Source organism: Streptomyces antnestii (assembly GCF_004005495.1).
Taxonomy (GTDB): Bacteria; Actinomycetota; Actinomycetes; order Streptomycetales; family Streptomycetaceae; genus Streptomyces; species Streptomyces antnestii.
This window is the reverse complement of the sequence record NZ_RZYA01000034.1, coordinates 26,423-44,980: the sequence shown is the minus strand read 5'-3', so window position 1 is coordinate 44,980 and position 18,558 is coordinate 26,423. Positions and strand designations below refer to the sequence as shown.

The following is an 18,558-nucleotide window of genomic DNA, read 5'->3' as shown; positions in this document are numbered from 1 at the left end:
GTGGCGGACCCGGCCCAAGTGGTCGGGGTGATCAGCGACTTCAGGACCAAGCACGGCATTTCGCACCGCGTCTTTTGCCGGGTGTTGGGCGTCAGCGAGTCGTGGTTCTACAAGCACCGCACCCGCAAGTCCACCCGGCGGGAAGTACGCCGCCAGCAGCTGGCCGAGGCGGTGACCGAAGAGTTCACCGCTTCCGGCGGCACCTATGGCTCACCAAAGATCTGGATCCAGCTGGTGCGGCAGGGCTGGCGTGTCTCGGTGAACACCATTGCCAAACTCATGGCCGAGCTCGGTCTGGTGGCCCGCAAGGTGCGTCGCCGGCGGGGGCTGACTCGGCCCGGCAAACGGCTGGCCGCCCCTGACCTCGTGCACCGCGACTTCACCGCCGAGGACCCTGACCTCGTGTGGTGCGGCGACATGACCGAGATCGAAACCGGCGACGGGAAGTTGTATCTGGCCACGGTCATCGACCTGTTCTCCCGTCGCCTGCTCGGTTACGCGATGGGCCCGCGGCACGACGCCGACCTGGTGGTCGCCGCGTTGTACATGGCCGCGGCCACCCGCGGCGGCGACGTCCGTGGAGTGATCTTTCACAGCGACCGCGGAAGCGAATACGGCTCACGGAGATTCCGTCGGGCCTGCCGCAAGTTGGGCGTCTTCCAGTCCATGGGGCGCGTCGGCTCGTGCTTCGACAATGCCGTCAGCGAGGCGTTCAACAGCGTCCTCAAGGTCGAGTACGTGCACCGGCACGCCTTCGCGACCCGTACCGAGGCACGGATCCGGATCGCGACCTGGATTACCGACTTCTACAACACACGACGGCTGCACAGCGTGTGCGGTTTTACGAGCCCGATCGACTACGAACGCGACTACTGGGCCAGCCTCAACGAGGAGCTGGCTGCATGAGAAGGTCTCCACGATTCGGGGGGATTGACAGAGGTGAGGATCTCCCAAACGGTGGAGGCGGCGACCTTGATGCCGAGGATGGCGAGTTCGCCGCGCACCCTGCGATAGCCCCACGATGGATTCTCACGGACCAGGCGCAGGATCAGTCTGCGGACCGAGTGGACCGTGGGTGGTCGGCCCGGCTTCTTTGGCCGGCAGGTGCGGGCGTGACGCCGCTTGGTCAGGTCGCGATGCCAGCGCAGCACGGTGTCGGGTCGGACCAGTAACCGGAGTCGGCGCAGGGCCTGGCGTGGCAGGGGGATCAGCAGAACGGCGAGGAACGCCCGGTCCGCGGGGGGTGAACTTGATGCGGTCTATGCCGAGTTATCGTTCCAGGACGGTGATCTGGTGGCGTAGGGCGAGTATCTCCGTGTCCTTGTCGTGATCGCTTATCGGTAGCAATCGCAGTGCCGAGAACAGGTTGGTGACGGTCAGGTAGGCGAGACGAAGCAACACGAAATCATCCTGCCGCACCGTCGATGACGCTCCTGATCTGCATGGATGACATTTTCGGCAGGCGCACTGTCGGCGTGAGCTGCTGGACCGCACGTTGATCTGGAACCAGCGCCACCTCTGCTACGTTCTGCGGGAGTTCGAGCGGTTCTACAACTCCCATAGACCCCATCAGGGCATCGCGAACGCCTGGGCGGCATCCTCCACGAGTACGAACATGCTGCGTGATCTGGGCGGACGAGGTTTCCGGCAAGGGCAGTCTCCTACAACCCGCTCAGCAATATGCGGCTGGGTAGCGGCATCGCCCCTGTGATCGCCATGCGGGAAGCGGGACTTCGGGTAGGGCTCGGGGTCGACGGGGCCGCCAGCAACGACACCCAGGACATTCTGGAGGCCATGCGGATCGGGGCGTATCTGCAGCGTGCCGCGCACCGGCGGGCCGATCTGCTCGGCTTCGCGGAGATGCTGGCCATCGCCGCCGGCGGCGCGGGCGAGGTGCTCGGGCTCGATTCCCGCACGGACGGTGTGGTGGCCGGTGCCAGGTCCGACCTCGTGCTGCACCGCTTCGAGCGGGACTACGCGTGCCTTCCGGTGCGCGATCCGGGCGCAACGCTGCTGACCTGCGCGAGCAGCCGGACCGTGGACACGGTCCTGGTGGCGGGCGAGGCGGTGGTGCGGGACGGGCGCAGTGCGCGCCTTTCCGAGGCGTTCCTCGTGGACGTGCTGTCGCAGTAACAGAACTGGTTCCCGGACGAAACACGATGCCGCCAGGCTGACTGCATCGCGCATGGCCCCTGTCGACGGGGCGTATGCCAGCCCACGGCGCCGGGCCCACGGACGGGTTCGAGGCCGACCGTGGCCGCGGACCTCTGAGTGTCCGCGGTGGGGGTGCAGGGGCGGTGACTGCACCTCGTAGGACTCGGAGAACACCACTGTGACGTACTCAGGAGTACTTGCCGCGATGACTGACATCACGACGCGTGCGGTGCCGCACACGACGCCTCAATCGACATACGGCCTCGCCGAACTCGACAAGGAGACCCGCATGGGCGGGGCCGGAACCGAGACCACGGCGCGGGAGATCCGCCGGATCGACCTCTCCGACTTCGAGGCCCGCAAGGCCGAGATCACCGAAGAGCTGTGGGCGGCGGCCACGGACATCGGGTTCTTCCAGCTGGTCAACCACGGCATCGATCAGGCCCTGGTGGACGGGGCGTTCACGAACGCCGAGGGATTCTTCGCGCTGCCCGAGGTCCACAAGGCCCGGCATGGGCTGAAGAAGGGCCTCAACTCCGGGTGGGAGTCCATGACCCAGGTGAGGCCGTCCGTCGGGACACCGGACCAGAAGGAGTCGTATCAGGTCACCCGCCCCCACATGGAGGGGCTCTGGCCCGACGACGACCTGCCCGAATTCCGGCCGCGCGCCCTCGACTTCGAGGCTCACTGCCGCGAGGTGGCGATGCGGGTCCTGTCCTGCTTCGCCGACAAGCTGGGCTTCGCCGACGACTTCTTCACTCGCGCCCACAACCCTCAGAGCGCGCACTACCAGTCCACCCTGAGGATGCTGCACTACTTCGCGATCCCTGAGGACGCCCAGCTCGACCCGGATGTGTGGCGGGCGGGTGCGCACACGGACTTCGACTGCCTGACGCTGCTCTTCCAGCGGGACGGGCAAGGTGGATTGCAGGTGTGCCCGGGAAATGAGGCCGAGGCCCAGGAGTGGACTCCCGTGGTGCCCTCGGCCGACACCATCACCTGCAACATCGGCGACATGCTGATGCGGTGGAGCGACGACCGGCTTCCGTCCAACTTCCACCGGGTCAAGTCCCCGGGCCCCGGCGAGGACCGGGGCGCCCGCTACAGCATCGCCTTCTTCGCCCAGGCCGACCGTGACGTGGTGATCGAGGGGCCGGATGGCCGGTATCGGCCGATCACGGCGGAGCAGTACATCCAGCAGCGCATCGCCGCCAACTTCGCACGATAGTAAGGGGGACCGTTGTGATGATGTCCGCGCAGAAACGGGCGCCGTTCGGGCGGCTCGCGGTGCTGGGTCTCCAGCACGTTCTGGTGATGTACACGGGCTGTGTCACGGTGCCGCTCGTCTTCGGCGCGGCCGCCGGGCTCGATGCCTCGACCATCGCTCTGCTCATCAACGCGGACCTGCTGGTCGCGGGCGTCGTCACGGTGATCCAGGGCGCGGGCGTCGGGCGGGTGCTCGGCGTCCGCATGCCCGTGATGGCCGGCGCTGCCTTCACCGCCGTGACACCGATGATCCTGATCGCCGGTGAGTACGGGCTCCAGGCCGTATACGGTTCGATGCTCGCCGCCGGGATCTTCGGCCTGCTCGTCGCCTGGCCGTTCGCCAAGGCAGCGCGCTTCTTCCCGCCGCTGGTGAGCGGTGTGGTGATCACCGTGGTCGGCCTGGCGCTGATCGGTGTCGGCGTCAACCTCGTCGTCGGCAGCGACCCCAAGGCGGCGGACTACGCGGCGCCGTCGCGCCTCGCCCTCGCCGCCTTCGTCGTCATCGTGATCCTGCTGGTGGCGAGGTTCGGCCGGGGCGTTCTGGCCCAGACCGGCGTCCTGCTCGGGCTGCTGGCCGGTACCGCGGTCGCGGTACCGCTGGGTCGGGTGGACCTGTCCGCCGCCCGTGGCGCCGACTGGATCGGGGTGAGCGCTCCGTTCCACTTCGGGGCGCCCGAGTTCCCGCCGGTCGCGGTCATCTCCATGTGTGTCGTGATGCTGGTCCTGTTCGCCGAGTCGACCGCAGACCTGATCGCGGTCGCCGAACTCACCGGCAAGGAGCTGACGACCGGAGACATGGCGCGCGGCCTGGCCGCCGACGGACTGTCCGGGGTGCTCGGCGGAGTGATGAACGCCTTTATCGACACCGTCTTCGCCCAGAACGTGGGCCTGGTGTCGATGACCCGGGTGCGCAGCCGCCATGTGGCCACCGTCGCGGGCGCCATCCTGGTCGCCCTGGGCCTGGTGCCCAAGCTGGGGGCGGTGGTGGCCGGGCTGCCCGGACCGGTCGTGGGCGCGGCGGGACTGGTCATGTTCGCCACCGTCGCCGCCGTCGGCATCAGCACACTGCGGAAGGTCGAGTTCGAGGGGACGCACAACCTCCTGATCGTCGCCGTATCGATCGGCGTGGGCATGGCGCCCGACGTGGCACCGGACCTCTACTCCCGCTTCCCGGACGGTGTGCGCATCGTGCTGGGCTCACCGGTGACGAGCGCGACCCTGATCGCGTTCGGGCTGAACCTGGCCTTCAACCGGACCCGCCCGGCACGCACAGCGGACGACGAGACAGAGGCGGAGAAGCAGACTCGGACGACGTCCACCACCCCGGCGGAATACGTCCCATAGCGCGGGTGCCAGGGCGAATGCGCACGTCATCACCGCGGGGTCGGTCCGGTTGCATCGGCGAGATCAGCCAGCAACCGTGCCCCGCCATGCCCGACCACCCGTCCCGTCAGCGGACACCATGAGCCTGGGACGGGAACCGACGACCTGCACGTAGAAAGTGCCTTCCGCCGGCGACGATCAAACCCCTGGACAAGGTTCATCGTCCCAGCTCAGGAAGGCACTTTCGCGTGTCGGCCAGCATCCGCGCCAGCCCTGACCGAAACGGCGAGGTTAAACGTCAAGCTCAGGCCAGCGGCCCCAATCGCGAAAGGGAATGTCGCGGGCAGCCTGCGCGAGGTGAAGAGAACGCCCTCCACTGACTGCTCCAGGTCTGCCTCTCGCGGCTTGGCCGTGTTGCCTCGCCGAGTCGACGACGTCGTGCTTATGGTGCGTCCTCCATGGCCGTGTGAGCTCTCACTCGGCTGTGGCGCCGTCAACGCGTGTCGGCGGCTGCTGAGCGCCCGGCGCGCCTGCCGAGCACCGAACCGGCGGTGAGGCCGGAGCCGCCGGGGTAGTTGAACCAGAAGAGCCCGCCGACGAGTTCGCCGGCCGCGTACAGCCCGGGGACGGGGCGGCCGCCCTGGTCCAGCACGCGCGCGTCGGCGTCGATCCGCAGCCCGCCGAAGGTGAAGGTGATGCCGCAGGTCACCGGGAAGGCGACGTACGGAGGAGTGGTCAGTGGCTGGGCCCAGTTGGACTTGGGAGGGGTGATGCCCTCGGTCCGGCAGCCGTCCTTGACCGTCGGGTCGAAGTCACCCGGGACAACGGCGGCGTTGAACCGGTCGACCGTGTCCGCCAGCTGGCCCTCGTCGATGTCGAGTTGCTTGGCCAGGCCCTCCATGGTGTCGGACTCGACCCTGGTGATGCCCGCCGAGGCGTACTCCTCGGGGCGCAGCAGCGGCGCGGACTTTGCGTCGAAGAGCTGGTAGGCGACGCCTGCCGGTTGCTTGAGGATCTCGGCACCGTACTTGGCGTAGGTGTAGTTGCGGAAGTCCGCTCCCTCGTCGACGAACCGGCGGCCCTCGGCGTTGACTACGATGCCGAACGGGTAGCCGCCGCGAGTGAGTTGGTTGGTCAGCTCCCGGTTGCCGGTCGCTCGGGCCTGGCTGTCCCAGGCCACCGCGTGGCAGCCGCTCCAGTGGCCGTAGGGTTGCGCGCCGGCCGCCAGGGCCATGCGGATGCCCTCACCGGTGTTGTGCGGGGTTCCGCGCACCAGCGCCAGGTCCCAGCCCGCGCCCAGGTAGCCGGCCCGCATCTGCGGGTTGGCCTCGAAGCCGCCGCTGGTGAGTACCACGCCGTCGGCCTCGATGCGCTGCCCGTCGGCGAGCATCACGCCGCGGACGGCGCCGTCGGGTCCGGTGTCCAGGTCGGTGACGGGGCTGTCGAAGCGGACTTCGATGCCGCTGCGATCGGCGGCGGCCAGGTGCTGGTCGATCATTCCTTTGCCCCCGCCGACCACGCCGACGGCCAGTCCGCCCCAGAACCGGTAGCGCCCGTCCACCTCGTAAGCCTGCCGGTGGAACATCAGCTCGAATCGCAGCCCCAGGTCGCGTAGCCAGGTCATCGTCTCGCGGGATTCACCGACCAGGATCCGGGCGAGTTCAGGGTCGGTCCTTCCCTGGGTCACCCGGGTCAGGTCGGCGAGGAAGTCGTCGTCGGTATAGGGGGCGAGGTCGACGCGTCCTGCGCGGTCCGCGGGAAGCGGCTCGACCAGCGAGGTGAGGTCGGTGAGCCCGGCGTGGCTGGTGCGCATCGCCCCGGCAGTGAAGTAGGAGTTGCCTCCGGCCCACTGGCGGGGGGCCTTCTCCAGCAGCAGCACCCGTGCTCCCTGCTGCCGGGCGGACTGAGCCGCGCTGAAGCCGGCGTTCCCGCCGCCGACCACGACGACGTCCCACTGCTCGGTCATGTGTACTCCCATGGGTTCGGATAGCAGATGTCCGGATCGGAGATCCTTTCGGGGCTGGGGCGTACGGATCAGGGGCTGTGTGCGTACGCGACCGCAGCATGGATCTCTTTCACCGGGGCCCGGTGAGCGGGTCGACGCTGTGCGGCCCGCCTGCCGGTCAGATAAGACGATGCGCCAGCAGGTGCCATCAGTACAATCGAAAGAAACTGATATTGCTTTCATGAATGCTTAAGGCGGTCGGGGTGAGCTTTGACGTACGACGCATGCTGGTGCTGGCCGAGGTAGCTCGCCGGGGCTCCATCACGGCGGCCTCGATTGCCCTGAGCTATACGCCCTCGGCGGTGTCCCAGCAGATCAGCAGGCTGGAAGCGGAGGCCGGGCAGCCGCTCATCGAGCGGCACCCCCGGGGCGTCACGCTCACCGAGGCCGGCCGCACTCTGGCCGGGCATGCTGCACGGATCGATCGCCAGCTGCGGGCCGCGCGCCGATCCCTCGATGACATCGCGGGCCTGCACAGCGGGACCTTGCACTTCGGCACCTTCCCCACCATCGCCGCATCCCTGCTGCCCCGCGTCGTGCGCGCCTTCCGCACCCGGCACCCGCAGGTTGAGCTGGTCGTGCACAGCGACCGCAACACCGGCCTGATGGACATGCTGGAGAGCCGGGAGATCGAGCTGTCCTTGATGTGGGACTACCCGTGGCGGCGCCTGGACGAGACCAACCTCGATGTCATCCATCTGCTGGACGACCACACCTGCCTGGTCGTCGCCACCAGCCACCCGCTCGCCGCCCGGCACTCCGCCGGTTTTGAGGAGCTGGCCGAGGAGAACTGGATCGTCCGGGCCGACCACCCGGTCGCCGAGCTGCTCACCCGTAGCTGCCGTGCCGCAGGGTTCGAGCCGAAGATCGCCTACCGGGCACACGACTACCAGGAGGCCCAGGCCATGGCGGCGGTCGGCCTGGGCATCACGCTCGCCCCGAGGTTCGCCCTGGCCGGCCTGCGGGATGACGTCACCACCATCGACCTGGGCCCCGCGGCCCCGGTTCGCCGCATCCTGCTCACCCGGCTGCGCGACAATCCACCGACACCGTCGGCCAAGGCCATCGCGGAACTGTTCATCGAGACCGCCGGGACCCTGCGTTCATAGACAGGCGTTCCGCGATGTGAGCCGGCGACCGCCGGCGTCCCGCGGGGCCTGCCCAGGACCCGTGGCCGCCGAGCTGCGCGAGCGGAGGCAGGAGCGGCCGCAGGCGTCGCCCTTGAGGCCGGCATGCCTCCAGCGCCAGGCGGGGACCGCATTTTCACTGGTGAGGTATGGCGTAGGCGACTCCGTGGGAGTGGTGGCCTGTCGTGGCGTCGCTCCCAGGACGTCGAGGATGCCGTCGGTTGTCGCACTGCTGGAACAGCGCGAGCTCGCTCTCGCCCTCGAGTCGACGGGTTGCGGGAGGAGGCCGACCGCGTCCAGGCCGCCGAGGCGGAGGGCGGCAACACCGCCGACACAGAGGTCACCGCGATCCGCGAGATGCGGACGCGCAGTCGGCGCGGCGAAGCGGAGTCGCAGGTGCCGGTGCGGTGTGAAGGGCTGGCCTGGTCGGTGGTGTCGGTGGACTACCAGCGCTGCGCTTGCCGAATACCTCATCCACGCTGGTCAGGCCGCATGTTGGTACTCGTGGAGGGTGCCGCCAAGTCGCGCTCGTCGTCGTATGTTTAGACGGGCGATCCGGTCTGGGTCTTCGATAGGGGCGGGCAGCGGGTGGAGGGGTCGGGCGTTGGCGAGGCCCTGGTGCGGCCTGTGCTCGTTGTAGAACGTCTCGAACTCGCACAGGGCGTACAGGAGATGGCGCCGGTTCCAGATCAACGTGCGGTCCAGTATTTCTCGCCTGCAGGTTTGCGCCCACCGCTCCGTGATCGAGTTCATACGCGGCATCCGGATGCCGCTGAGCACCACTTGAATGCCCGCATCGTTGAGCACGTCGTCGAACAGCTGAGGGAACTTCCCGTCCCGGTCCCGGATCAGGTAGCGAGCTCGGCAGCCGGCGTCTTCGAGGTCCATGACGAGATTCTTCGCGGCCTGGACCACCCAGGACGCGGTCGGGTGCGCGGTGGCGCCCACGATCCGGATCCGGCGGTTCGCGTGCTCGATCGCGGCGAACACGTACAAGCGAGTCCCGGCCAGGGTGACGGTTTCGAAGAAGTCGCATGCCAGGAGCGCGTCGGCCTCGGAGCGCAGGAAGTCCGCCCAGGTGGTCGAGGCCCGCTCGGGAGCCGGGTCGATGCCGGCCTCCCTCAAGATTTCCCAAACCGTGGATGCCGCCACCTTCACGCCGAGTACGAGCAGCTCTCCGTGTAGGCGCCGGTAGCCCCAGCTTGGATTCTCCCGGCCAGGCGCAGCACCAGCACCCGGACCGAGCGCACGGTGCGGGGCCGGCCTCCGCGTTTCGGCCGGGACTGCGCGGCGTGTAGGCGGGCGATGAGGTTGCGGTGCCAGCGAAGTACCGTGTCTGGCCGCACCAGCAGCGGCATCCGGCGCAGCACCTCTCGTGGCAGGCCGTGGAGGAGCGACGCCAGGAACGCCCGATCGCTTGCGTGGAACCGAAGCTGCTGCCCGTTCAGCTGCCGTTCCAGAACGCCGATCTGATGGCGCAGGGCCAGGATCTCGGCATCTTTCTCGCGATCGCTCATCGGCAGCAGTCGCAGCATCGCGACCGCATTCGTCACACCCAGGTACGCCAGTCTCAACAGCACGGCCGATCATCATGCCGCCTCCACCGCCCCTGTGCGAGAGCGCTTACGCGGGTGATCATGGCTGGCACCGAAACCCGCTCCCACCTGCATGGATGAGATGATCGGCAAGGGCAGGGCTGGGGAGCGGGGAATCCCGGTGAACAACGGGCACCCACGGACAACATGCAACGAAACGGCTCCTGACCGATTTACCTGGTCAGGAGCCGTCAACCTGCGCGGTGGGTGTGGGATTTGAACCCACGGTAACTCGCACCACGACGGTTTTCAAGATTGCCAAAGCGCCGACGCTCGCGTCCTCGATATCGCTCTACTTACGAACAGCCAAGTAGACGAAGAGCGCCGCGCCGATGCCCAACACGGACAACTGAACGGCCCCCGAAATGCGCCACCGTAGGGCGACAAGGCCAACACCTGTCACCGCCGCTGCCCCTATCAAGACCCACACCGCACGCCACGCAACCCTCGGGGCCTCCGGCACACTTTGCGGGTTCCAACGATCCCCCCATCCGATCCACGAATAGCTCCAGAGGAACCAGGCGATCACCGCCAGATCGACGATGAGAAGAACCACGGCGACCGCGACTTGTCGAAGTGCAGAAGGCTCACTCATGCGTTCAGCGTCCTCCGCCCGCCCCTGTTGCACATGAGCGCTCCTACTCAGTGTGGACCACGATCGGGAGCGTTCGCGGGGCCGTCTGGGCCATGGGAGGACGCTCAGCGATGACCAACGCTGACAACTGCCCACAGGCCCGTCGTACAGGCGCCATGACGGCGCCGGTGCTCGGCCGTCAGCGTGAGGTCCACTGGCGTGGTCGCTGGCCCGTCCGCGCACAACAGCGCATCGGTCAGCTCGGGCAACGCGTCCCCGCCTGGTCGGGCAGTCGAAGAAGTCGTCCCGGAAGCGTGACGCCACCGCGAACGGCTCACGTCCGGCGTCGTGATGCAGCAGAGTCACTCCCCAGGGCCTTCGTGCTGGTCAGGTGCCTCTTTGGTCGGAGCACAGGATCAGACGGCGGCCGTGTACATGTCTCCGGAATCCTCGGACGAGCGCATGCGTTCACTTTGTAGTCGGAGGCAGGGGCCCTACGGGGTGCTCAGCTTGGCCACGAGTCGGTCTCGGCCTGGTGAACCGTGAAGCGGTGCACGACGTCACGTTCCAGCATGTGACCATGCCCTTCGAACCCAGTACGCGTGTCCCGCGCCTGCCGGAGAACGATGACGGCCCCGAGAAGCCCTCGAACTTGCGAGGCGACGGGTTCGCAGGCGGCTGCATAAGCCTGATTGTGCTACTCATCGAAATCCCGGTCGCTTATCTGCTGGGTCTGACGTCGGTCATCCGTGGGAGGGGCAGTGCGGACGGGCAAACTGCGGCACCAGCGATGGACTGGGCTCCGATCTTCTGGTTCGGCGGGTTCACGCTTGGCGTGCTAGTGATCGCCGTGCTCTTCCTGTACTCGGCACATCCGTTCGCAGGTGCGGTCCAACTGATCTTGGCAGCCATTGCACTGCTCTTCACGATCACTGTTTGGCATGATCAGTACGAACGTGCCCACCCAGGAGCAGCAACCGGCGCAGTCATGCGGTTTTGGCACGGCGAAGCGTCACAGTTGGCCACCGGTGACCATAGAACAAGCTCAGTTTGAGCAGGCCAGGCGGAGGGCAGGGCGACGTCGTTCAGTCGATCTGACCAGCTTGATGGCGACTCAGGTAGCTGGACTGGCTGTGACGTCTGCAGATCGGGCCCGAACGGGAGGCAGGCACGGCCTCCGGGTGATCATGAGGTGTCGAGTCCCTGATCACCGCAACGGAAGCCGTGCCTGGCCGTTCATCACCGCCCATCCCTGCCGGTCTGGGCCAGCTCGCTGCTGCCCGGTCTCCCGCGCCCGAGGAACACCCTGGCCTGCTGGACTGTCTCGCCTCGGTGCCCGATCCGCGCCGGGCCAAGGGACGCCGCCATCCCCTCGCCTTCGTCCTCGCCCTGGCCGCCTGCGCGGTCCTGTCCGGCGCCAAGTCCCTGGCCGCGATCGCAGAGTGGGCTGCGGACGCACCAACCGCTGTGCTCGCCGCCCTGGGCGGCCCGTGCCGTGAACCCAGCGGCCCGACCGCCCCCGCTGAAGCCACTGTGCGCCGGGTCCTGCAGCGCATCGACGGCGACGCCTTGGACGCCGCGATCGGCGCCTGGCTCGCCGCCCGCGAACCTGACTGCCCGCCACCCGGTCAGGACCCGGTCGACCAGCTCCATCGTTCCCTGGCCGTGGACGGCAAGACGGTGCGGGGCGCCCGCAGCGCCGACGGCACCCAGGTCCACCTGCTCGCCGCGATGACCGGCACCGGCCTGGTCACCGCCCAGCGCGAGGTGGACGGCAAGACCAACGAAATCACTATCTTCCGGCCCCTGCTTGCCGGGCTCGACATGGCCGACACCGTGGTCACCTTCGACGCCCTGCACTCCCAGACCGCGCACGCGCGCTTCCTCGTGGAGGACAAGAAGGCCCACTACATCGCCGTAATCAAGGCGAACCAGCCACTTTTGCACCAGCGCCTGAAATGCCTGCCCTGGGGGACGTGCCACTGCTGGGCAAGACCCGCGCCACCGCGCACGGCCGCGACGAGATCCGCCGGGTCAAGACCGCCACCGTTGCCGACCTGAACTTCCCCCACGCCGCGCAGGCCGTACAGATCGTGCGGCGCCGCCGCATCATCTCCACGGGCAAGGTCACCCTCGAGCGCGTCTACGCCGTCACCGACCTCACGGCCGAACAGGCAGACGCCACCGAAATCGCGCACCGCGTCCGCCGGCACTGGGACATCGAAAACCAGCTCCACCACGTACGCGACACCGCCTGGACCGAAGACGCCTCCCGCGTACACACCGGCACCGCCCCTCGGGCCATGGCCAACCTGCGCAACCTCGCCATCGGAGCTCTCCGCCTCACCGGACACACCAGCATCGCCGCCAGCCTCCGCCACCACGCGCGCAACGCCACCCGCCCCCTGGCCACCCTCGGAATCACGTGATCAAACCGGACAACGCTCACTGAACGACGCCATCCAGGGGCCCTGTACGCCGATTCGCGACCGACGAATGCCCTGATCAGACAGCTCAGCTGACGTCGAGCGGCGTGTGCCGTACGGCGAGGCTGGCTCAAATCGGGATCGCACCCCTGGTTTTGAACGTGTTCAACTTTGGTCTAGGCTCGCCCCGAGACGAGGGAGGGGGAGCCGATGAAGATTGTGATTCCTGGTGGGACCGGACAGGTCGGCGCGGTCCTGAAGCGCGCACTCGACGCCGCCGGCCACGAGGTCTTGATACTCACCAGACGTCCCAGGCGCGAGGGCGAGGTCCAATGGGACGGTAAGACCCTGGGGCCATGGACGGCGGCAGTGGACGGCAGCGATGTCGTGATCAATCTGGCTGGACGCACTGTGAGTTGCCGATACACGGCGGCTAACCTGCAGGAGATGATGGACTCCCGGGTCGACTCCACCCGGTTCGTGGGCGCCGCGATCGCGGACGCTGCCCGACCGCCCCGGGTATGGCTGCAGATGAGCACCGCCACGGTGTACGCGCACCGCTTCGACGCCCCCAACGACGAGGCCACCGGTGTGATCGGCGGCGCCGAACCGGGCGTGCCGAACTACTGGGCGTACAGCGTCGAAATCGCCAAGGCCTGGGAGCAGGCTCAGCAGCAGGCCGAAACGCTGGCCACGCGCAAGGTCGCCCTGCGCTCGGCCATGGTGATGAGCCCGGACCCCGGCGGGGTCTTCGCCGTCCTGCTGGGACTGGCCCGCCTGGGTCTCGGCGGCCCGGTCGCCGGCGGAGCGCAGTACGTGTCGTGGATCCACGAACACGACTTTGTGCGCGCGGTGGAGTTCCTGATCGACCGGGACGACATCGCAGGGCCGGTGAACCTGGCGGCTCCCCATCCTCTGCCGCAGCGCGCATTCATGCGCACCCTGCGCTCCGCGTGGGGTGTACCGGTGGGTCTCCCTGCGACCAAGTGGATGGCCGAGGTCGGCGCGTTCGCTCTGCGTTCCGACACCGAACTGCTGCTTAAGAGCCGCCGCGTCGTCCCGGGTCGACTGGCCCAGGCAGGCTTCGACTTTCAGTACCCCAAGTGGCCGCAAGCCGCCGACGAGCTGGTGCGTCGGGTGCGCAAACGGGTCGGGGGCGGTTCCCCGGCACGCCGGTGAACGGATCTGGGACGCTGGCAGATCTGGCCGCCCCGTCGGGCCTTGGCCAGCCTGTGCAACCTCGTCATCGGAGCCCTCCGCATGGCCGAATGCACTAGCCACCACGCGTGCAACGCCACCCCTGGCCAGCCTCGGCATCACGTGATCAAACCGGACAGACCCACTGAACGACGCCGCCCTGAGGCGGAGGGCGAGGCGCACTGAACAAGGCGGGTGATGCAAGTGGTGGAGTATCGAAACCCGCGCAGGAGCTCAAGCTCCAGCTCGCGCACCTGCCGGCGCAGGGCGGCGATCTCGGCGACCTTGTCCGCCTCCGCCCGCGCGGACGGCGCTTCGGCCGTCTCGGCTGCCTTGATCCACAGGCGGAGCGTCTCATGGTTCACGCCAAGGTCCTTGGCCACGGCCGCGACGGGCCGCCCCGGGCTGGAGCGGTACAGCGCGACGGCGTCGCTTCGCCAGAGCCGAATTGCGTGACCGTCGACATCGGGCCGCAGTTTGCGCTGTGCCCGTCGACCACCGACCCAGCGACGGCAGCCGAGTGGCTGTCCTGCTCGTCGGCAGGGATGGAGGGCCTGGTCTTCAAACCCCTGGACCAGAGGTACACGGCGAGCCGCGGGTGGAGGAAGTACCGGGCCCGGGCGTCGACGGAGGCTGTGGTCGGCGCGGTCAGCGGCTCGCTCGCGTCGCCGACGACGGTGCTTCTGGGGCGGATGGACGGGGGGAGCGGCTTGCGGTACATCGGCCGATCGAGGCAGGGTTCCGCCCTGTTCGACGTGCAGAAACCGCGAACCCGTTCACTTCCATGTTTGACGTCTTCCGCGAGCCGCACGAAGGCGGCACGTGGATCTGCCGGCGGGACGACAGACTTCGGCTGCCGTACGACGCGATCATTGCGCGAGCGGCGGACGGGGTCCCTTATTTGGTGCCGGAGTTGGTGCTGCTGTTCAAAGCGAAGGCGGCACGACCGAAGGATCAGGCGGACTTCGACGGAGTGCTGCCGCTGCTGAGCAGGGCGCGACGGGATGTCCTGAGTGGGTGGCTGGAGTTGGTACACCCTGGGCATCCGTGGCTGGCGGAGCTGGCGGGTTGAATGGCGCGGGCCGCGTCAGTGGAGGGCAAGGACTGGGTAGCCGAGCGCTCGCTCGTCGTACTGCGAGGCCGGTCGATCGACGTGGCCGCGCAGCCAGAAGGCAGGTCGAAGCGTGCGGGCTGAACGGATGACCTCATCGCTTGGTCGCCCTGGTCGCCCTGGTCGCCCTGGAAGAGCCGGACTCACGCATGCCCGGCCGCCAAGGACCCTCCCTGGTAAGGGGAGCGTCGCTCGAGGCTGGCGCGGGCCCGGCAGTCGCACGGGTGGTCGGCTGTCCTACAGCCCCAGACCTTGCGATCGGGGCACGGTCGGCATTCCAACCGTCGCGCTCCTGGGCGGCACAGCGGGGCGGGAATCTGGTCGTGTCCAGCCTCTGTGCGGCGATGGACTGGTGTGCTGCGGCATCCAGTGTGGCCCGGCGCAGGTCCATGCCGGTGTGCCTGGCCGTCCGCAGCAGTGCGCTGGCGGCGGTGCGTTCGGCGTTCAGGACCGGTTTGTAGGACTCGGCGAGCCGTTCCGCCCTGTGTCCTGGGAGTGGGTAGAAGCGGTAGGCGGCGTCGGCGGGCCGGTGCTCGACGGTGTTGGTGACGAGCCGGGCGCCGATCCGCCGCAGTGCGACGGGGGAGGCCGCGGCGAGCTGCCAGCCGGTTGCCGACATCCGGTACACGGTCTCGGTCAGCCGGGCGAGCCCGCCGGCGTCGGCCAGTACATCGGCCGCGGGCCGTGCCTCCGGCCGTCCCGGGGTGCTCGGCTGCCATTCGGCCCCGTACAGCAGTTGCCCCATGCGTGTCGTGGCCGCGTGGGCGACCCCCAGGGCCGGGTGTGGGGCGGTGGCGGGCATGGCGGCGAACCGGCCGCTGCGTACCAGCGCGTAGCCGGGCGGCGGCAGCGTCGGATGGGCGCGGGGGTCGGCGACGTCGACCACTCGGTGCCATCCGGAGGCCGCTTCCTGCCAGGTCCTGGCCGCGGTACGGAGCTTTGTGGCTGCCTCGCGTAGTTCGTCGGCGGCGGCCGGGGTCGGGGCCTGGTCGGCGACGTAGAGCAGGGCACGACCGGACAGGAGATTGCCCAAGGCCCTCCACCGGGCGAGCTGTTGCAGGTCGGAACCGCTCAGTTGCTGCTCTCCCCGGCCGTGGAGCGCCTCGAAGGCGGCGCGGGAAAGCCTCTCGCAGTCGTCTGCGAGGTGGTCGGGGATCGTGTGGAGACGGTCGGTGGGCAGCGCGGGGTGCTCGGCCAGCGGTAAGGCCAGCGGGTACGCGGCCAGCGCCGGGTTCTCGTCGGCTCCGGCGGCCCGGCCGACGACGGAAGCCCGGGCCAGGCTGTCGTGGGCGAGCTGCAGTTGGACCTCGGCGTGGCCGCTCGGCGCGGCCTGGGCAAGGGCCCGCGCCACCCGCCCGGCGCCCCAGGCCAGCTCGGCCGAGCGGCGCAGGAGGTAGGAGCGCGCCGGCTGTTCGGCGAAGGCTAACGCGTACGGCGTCACCGGAGCTCCGTCGCGTGCCCGGTGACTGGCGATCAGGTCGCTTGCGGCGACTGTGGCCTGGATCGCGTCGCCCAGCGGGGTGCCGCCCGGCGGTAGCAGGACCTCGGCCTTCCAGGGCCGGCAGCCACCGAGGGGCTCGGCGCAGGGCCCGCTGGGCGGCGGCCAGGTGCTCGACCGATTCCGGGACCCGGTGCTGGGGGTGTTCCGTCGTACCTCGAAGAGTGACCTGGAGGTGCTCGACGAGCTCGTCGAGCTGACGCACGGCCGCGGTGATGGCTAAGGGGGCGTCGGCCGGGAAGGCGAGGCCAACCACGTACGCATATGGGCTCACCGGGACTGGCCGCGCTGCTGGTCCGGCGGGTCGGTCGGCCAGGGCACGAAGGCTGACAGGAACAGGTTCGCGAGGGGCCCGAATCCACGTTCGGGCCCCTAGTCATGCCAGGCCATCAACCGGACTTCACGACAGGCGACCGTATGCCGAGCCACTGCTCAGCGCCCCATGCCTCGAACCGCTCCACCTCGACGAACCCCAGTTTCGCGGCGAGGCGCATCGAGCGGACGTTGGCAGTCTGGGTGGCGAGTACGACTGGTTCGCCGGGAAGCGCGCCGGTGAACCAGTCGAGCACCGCGGCGCACGCCTCGGCGGCGTATCCGCGTCCCCACGCCCGCGGCAGGAGCAGGTAGCCAAGATCGGCCTTCCCTACGGCGGCCGGGCGAAGGTGCTCCGTTGCTCTCCGGAGCAGGATCTGGCCGATCATCGCCCCGTCGAGATCAACGACGAAGCTCCCGGGCCACTGCTCGGGCGCCCCGGACATCGCGCGCTCAAGCTCGTCACGCGGCCGGGGGCCGCCGAGGTACGTGTGCACGTCCGGCGAGGCGAGCAACTCGATGAACGCCGCACGGTCCCGGGCCTGGGGCTCTCGGAGCACAAGCCGCTCGGTCCGGATCGGGGCGGGCGGCCAGGCGACGGGTCCGAGCTCAGTCATACCGGCCAGCCAATCAGCGGGCCCAGCAGCGATCAAGACTGCCAGCCGCGCCGTTCGGCCAGCAGCACCATCCGGGGTTGCAGCGGGTTGGGCGAAGACCCGGCAGACAGCCGAAGGTGACATCCTGACAGCGGATACGATTCGGCCGAGAAGGATGAAGGACCCGCTCGGCACAGCGCGATCTGAGCTAGGGCCTTACACCGTGGCCGCCCGGGGAGGTGCTGTACGCCGCATGCTGCAGGCGCTGGGATTGGGCCCGGCTGAAGAGGCCATCTACACGGCACTGATGGCCCGACCGACAGCCTCCGCGCGAGAACTCGCCGGGCAGACCGCAATCGAGGAGGGCGAGGCCGCCCGCATCCTGCTCGACCTGGCGACACGTGGCCTGGTGGCGGTCGCCACCGAGGCCGGGAGCGAGACGTCTGAGTCGGCCGACTGCGGGGCCGGTTTCCAGCCCGCCCGCTATCGGCTCACACCGCCGTCGGTGGCCATGGCCCCGTTCCTCGTCGAGCAGCGCAACGCGCTGCACCGGGCCGAGACCGCGTTCTCGATGCTGACCGAGCAGTACCGCAGTACCGCCGCCCACCCCGCGGGCAGCGTCGTGGAGGTGGTCGTCGGCGCGGAGCAGGTCGCGCACCGGTTCCACCAACTCCAGCGCGGCGCTCAGCGGGAGTTGCTCGTCTTCCTCGTCGGTGTACCCATCGCGGTTCCGCGCGAGGATGCCGACGTGTCGGAGAACTCCGCGCTGGACCGCGGAGTCGACTTCCGGGTCGTGGCTGCCAGAAGCTATCTCGACGGTGAAGACGTGTCGCGGGACGTGCGGGCCGGCATCCTGGCGGGCCTGGAGCTTCGCCTGGCCGACTCGCTGCCCTTGAAGATGGTCGTCTCAGACCGCGAGCGTGCCATGGTGCCGCTGGACATGGCGGACTCCGGCGGCGAGCCGAGCGCAATTGTGGTGCACCGCAGCGGCCTGCTGACGGCCCTGGTCCATCTCTTCGAGAGGGAATGGGCCCAGGCCCGGCCGCTCTACACCACCGCCACGGGTGTGCGCGAGGAGTCGGCAGCCGATCAGCAGCCGACCGAGGGGGAACTGGAAGTCCTCGCCCTGCTGCTGGCAGGGTTCTCCGACCGGCGGGCGGCCTCTCAACTCGGGGTCTCCATACGCACCGTGGAGAGGCGGACCCGCCGTCTGATGGACCTTGCCGGAGCGGATTCGCGCCTGCAACTCGGGTGGCACGCCGCACGTTCTGGCTGGCTTTGACCTGCTTCTCGGTCTGAAGGCCGGGGAGTTTCCCTCTGTTGGGTGGTGCGCCTGCGAAGATGGCTGCCAACTCCTGGCCGGGTTCCTGCTTT

General features: G+C 68.7%; 16 protein-coding genes and 5 pseudogenes. 12 read left to right on the top strand and 9 right to left on the bottom strand.

Features of this window, described 5'->3' with window-relative positions; all coding sequences use genetic code 11:
* Positions 1-906, top strand: a complete 906-nt coding sequence (locus EOT10_RS39570) for an IS3 family transposase (protein WP_223281489.1) — start codon at positions 1-3, stop codon at positions 904-906.
* Positions 907-941: 35 nt separating this feature from the next.
* Here EOT10_RS39570 and EOT10_RS41595 read toward each other — a convergent pair.
* Both EOT10_RS41595 and EOT10_RS42770 read right to left on the bottom strand, forming a co-directional pair.
* Positions 942-1,254, bottom strand: a pseudogene (locus EOT10_RS41595) (helix-turn-helix domain-containing protein); the annotation flags it as partial.
* A gap of 15 nt (positions 1,255-1,269) precedes the next feature.
* Complete coding sequence (locus tag EOT10_RS42770; protein ID WP_262985477.1) at positions 1,270-1,401, bottom strand: hypothetical protein; 132 nt, start codon at positions 1,399-1,401, stop codon at positions 1,270-1,272.
* A gap of 273 nt (positions 1,402-1,674) precedes the next feature.
* Between EOT10_RS42770 and EOT10_RS39560 the strand changes: the two are divergent.
* The 3 genes and pseudogenes from EOT10_RS39560 to EOT10_RS39550 form a co-directional block, all read left to right on the top strand.
* Positions 1,675-2,133, top strand: a pseudogene (locus EOT10_RS39560) (amidohydrolase family protein); the annotation flags it as partial.
* 226 nt (positions 2,134-2,359) lie between these two features.
* Positions 2,360-3,382 (top strand): isopenicillin N synthase family dioxygenase, encoded by a 1,023-nt coding sequence (locus EOT10_RS39555; protein WP_127833220.1) that lies wholly within the window; start codon positions 2,360-2,362, stop codon positions 3,380-3,382.
* Positions 3,383-3,402: 20 nt separating this feature from the next.
* Entirely contained in the window at positions 3,403-4,764 is a 1,362-nt protein-coding gene (locus EOT10_RS39550; protein WP_223281488.1) for a nucleobase:cation symporter-2 family protein, read from the top strand.
* A 472-nt stretch (positions 4,765-5,236) separates the two neighbouring features.
* Here the strand turns inward: EOT10_RS39550 and tcuA are convergent, their stop codons facing one another.
* Positions 5,237-6,709, bottom strand: coding sequence for an FAD-dependent tricarballylate dehydrogenase TcuA (tcuA, locus tag EOT10_RS39545; RefSeq protein WP_127833219.1), 1,473 nt, complete (start codon positions 6,707-6,709; stop codon positions 5,237-5,239).
* Between the two features lie 242 nt (positions 6,710-6,951).
* Here tcuA and EOT10_RS39540 point away from each other — a divergent pair, with 242 nt between their 5' ends.
* Positions 6,952-7,857, top strand: coding sequence for a LysR family transcriptional regulator (locus EOT10_RS39540; protein ID WP_223281487.1), 906 nt, complete (start codon positions 6,952-6,954; stop codon positions 7,855-7,857).
* A 501-nt stretch (positions 7,858-8,358) separates the two neighbouring features.
* Here EOT10_RS39540 and EOT10_RS39535 read toward each other — a convergent pair.
* The 3 genes and pseudogenes from EOT10_RS39535 to EOT10_RS42440 form a co-directional block, all read right to left on the bottom strand.
* Positions 8,359-9,455, bottom strand: a pseudogene (locus tag EOT10_RS39535) (integrase core domain-containing protein).
* A 307-nt stretch (positions 9,456-9,762) separates the two neighbouring features.
* Positions 9,763-10,065, bottom strand: a complete 303-nt coding sequence (locus EOT10_RS39530) for a hypothetical protein (protein WP_127833217.1) — start codon at positions 10,063-10,065, stop codon at positions 9,763-9,765.
* Between the two features lie 149 nt (positions 10,066-10,214).
* A pseudogene (locus tag EOT10_RS42440) lies at positions 10,215-10,404 on the bottom strand (NF041680 family putative transposase); the annotation flags it as partial.
* Between the two features lie 175 nt (positions 10,405-10,579).
* On the opposite strand from EOT10_RS42440, the gene EOT10_RS39520 reads away from it, so the two are divergent.
* The 4 genes from EOT10_RS39520 (at position 10,580) to EOT10_RS39510 (ending at position 13,649) form a co-directional block, all read left to right on the top strand.
* Complete coding sequence (locus tag EOT10_RS39520) at positions 10,580-11,098, top strand: DUF6234 family protein (RefSeq protein WP_223281486.1); 519 nt, start codon at positions 10,580-10,582, stop codon at positions 11,096-11,098.
* A gap of 278 nt (positions 11,099-11,376) precedes the next feature.
* A complete protein-coding gene (locus EOT10_RS43020; RefSeq protein WP_348539251.1) occupies positions 11,377-12,105 on the top strand; it encodes an ISAs1 family transposase in 729 nt (242 codons plus the stop codon).
* On the top strand, positions 12,021-12,473 hold the full coding sequence (locus EOT10_RS43015; RefSeq protein WP_348539250.1) for a hypothetical protein: 453 nt from the start codon (positions 12,021-12,023) through the stop codon (positions 12,471-12,473). Before EOT10_RS43020 ends, EOT10_RS43015 begins: the two co-directional genes overlap by 85 nt.
* Positions 12,474-12,680: 207 nt before the next feature.
* Positions 12,681-13,649 carry a TIGR01777 family oxidoreductase gene (locus tag EOT10_RS39510; protein WP_127833215.1) on the top strand — a complete coding sequence of 323 codons (969 nt, stop codon included), beginning with the start codon at positions 12,681-12,683 and terminating at the stop codon, positions 13,647-13,649.
* 137 nt (positions 13,650-13,786) lie between these two features.
* On the opposite strand, the gene EOT10_RS42430 is transcribed toward EOT10_RS39510, so the two are convergent.
* A complete protein-coding gene (locus EOT10_RS42430; protein WP_348539252.1) occupies positions 13,787-14,116 on the bottom strand; it encodes a transposase in 330 nt (109 codons plus the stop codon).
* Positions 14,117-14,451: 335 nt separating this feature from the next.
* On the opposite strand from EOT10_RS42430, the pseudogene EOT10_RS39500 reads away from it, so the two are divergent.
* Positions 14,452-14,739: pseudogene (locus EOT10_RS39500) on the top strand (hypothetical protein); the annotation flags it as partial.
* Positions 14,740-14,872: 133 nt separating this feature from the next.
* On the opposite strand, the gene EOT10_RS39495 reads toward EOT10_RS39500, so the two are convergent.
* On the bottom strand, positions 14,873-16,219 hold the full coding sequence (locus EOT10_RS39495; protein WP_127833213.1) for a hypothetical protein: 1,347 nt from the start codon (positions 16,217-16,219) through the stop codon (positions 14,873-14,875).
* A 52-nt stretch (positions 16,220-16,271) separates the two neighbouring features.
* Between EOT10_RS39495 and EOT10_RS39490 the strand changes: the two genes are divergently transcribed.
* Positions 16,272-16,499 (top strand): hypothetical protein, encoded by a 228-nt coding sequence (locus EOT10_RS39490; protein WP_127833212.1) that lies wholly within the window; start codon positions 16,272-16,274, stop codon positions 16,497-16,499.
* Positions 16,500-16,665: 166 nt separating this feature from the next.
* On the opposite strand, the gene EOT10_RS39485 is transcribed toward EOT10_RS39490, so the two are convergent.
* Complete coding sequence (locus tag EOT10_RS39485; protein WP_127833211.1) at positions 16,666-17,205, bottom strand: GNAT family N-acetyltransferase; 540 nt, start codon at positions 17,203-17,205, stop codon at positions 16,666-16,668.
* Between the two features lie 232 nt (positions 17,206-17,437).
* On the opposite strand from EOT10_RS39485, the gene EOT10_RS39480 reads away from it, so the two are divergent.
* On the top strand, positions 17,438-18,466 hold the full coding sequence (locus EOT10_RS39480; RefSeq protein WP_127833210.1) for a helix-turn-helix domain-containing protein: 1,029 nt from the start codon (positions 17,438-17,440) through the stop codon (positions 18,464-18,466).
* Positions 18,467-18,558 lie beyond the last annotated feature (92 nt).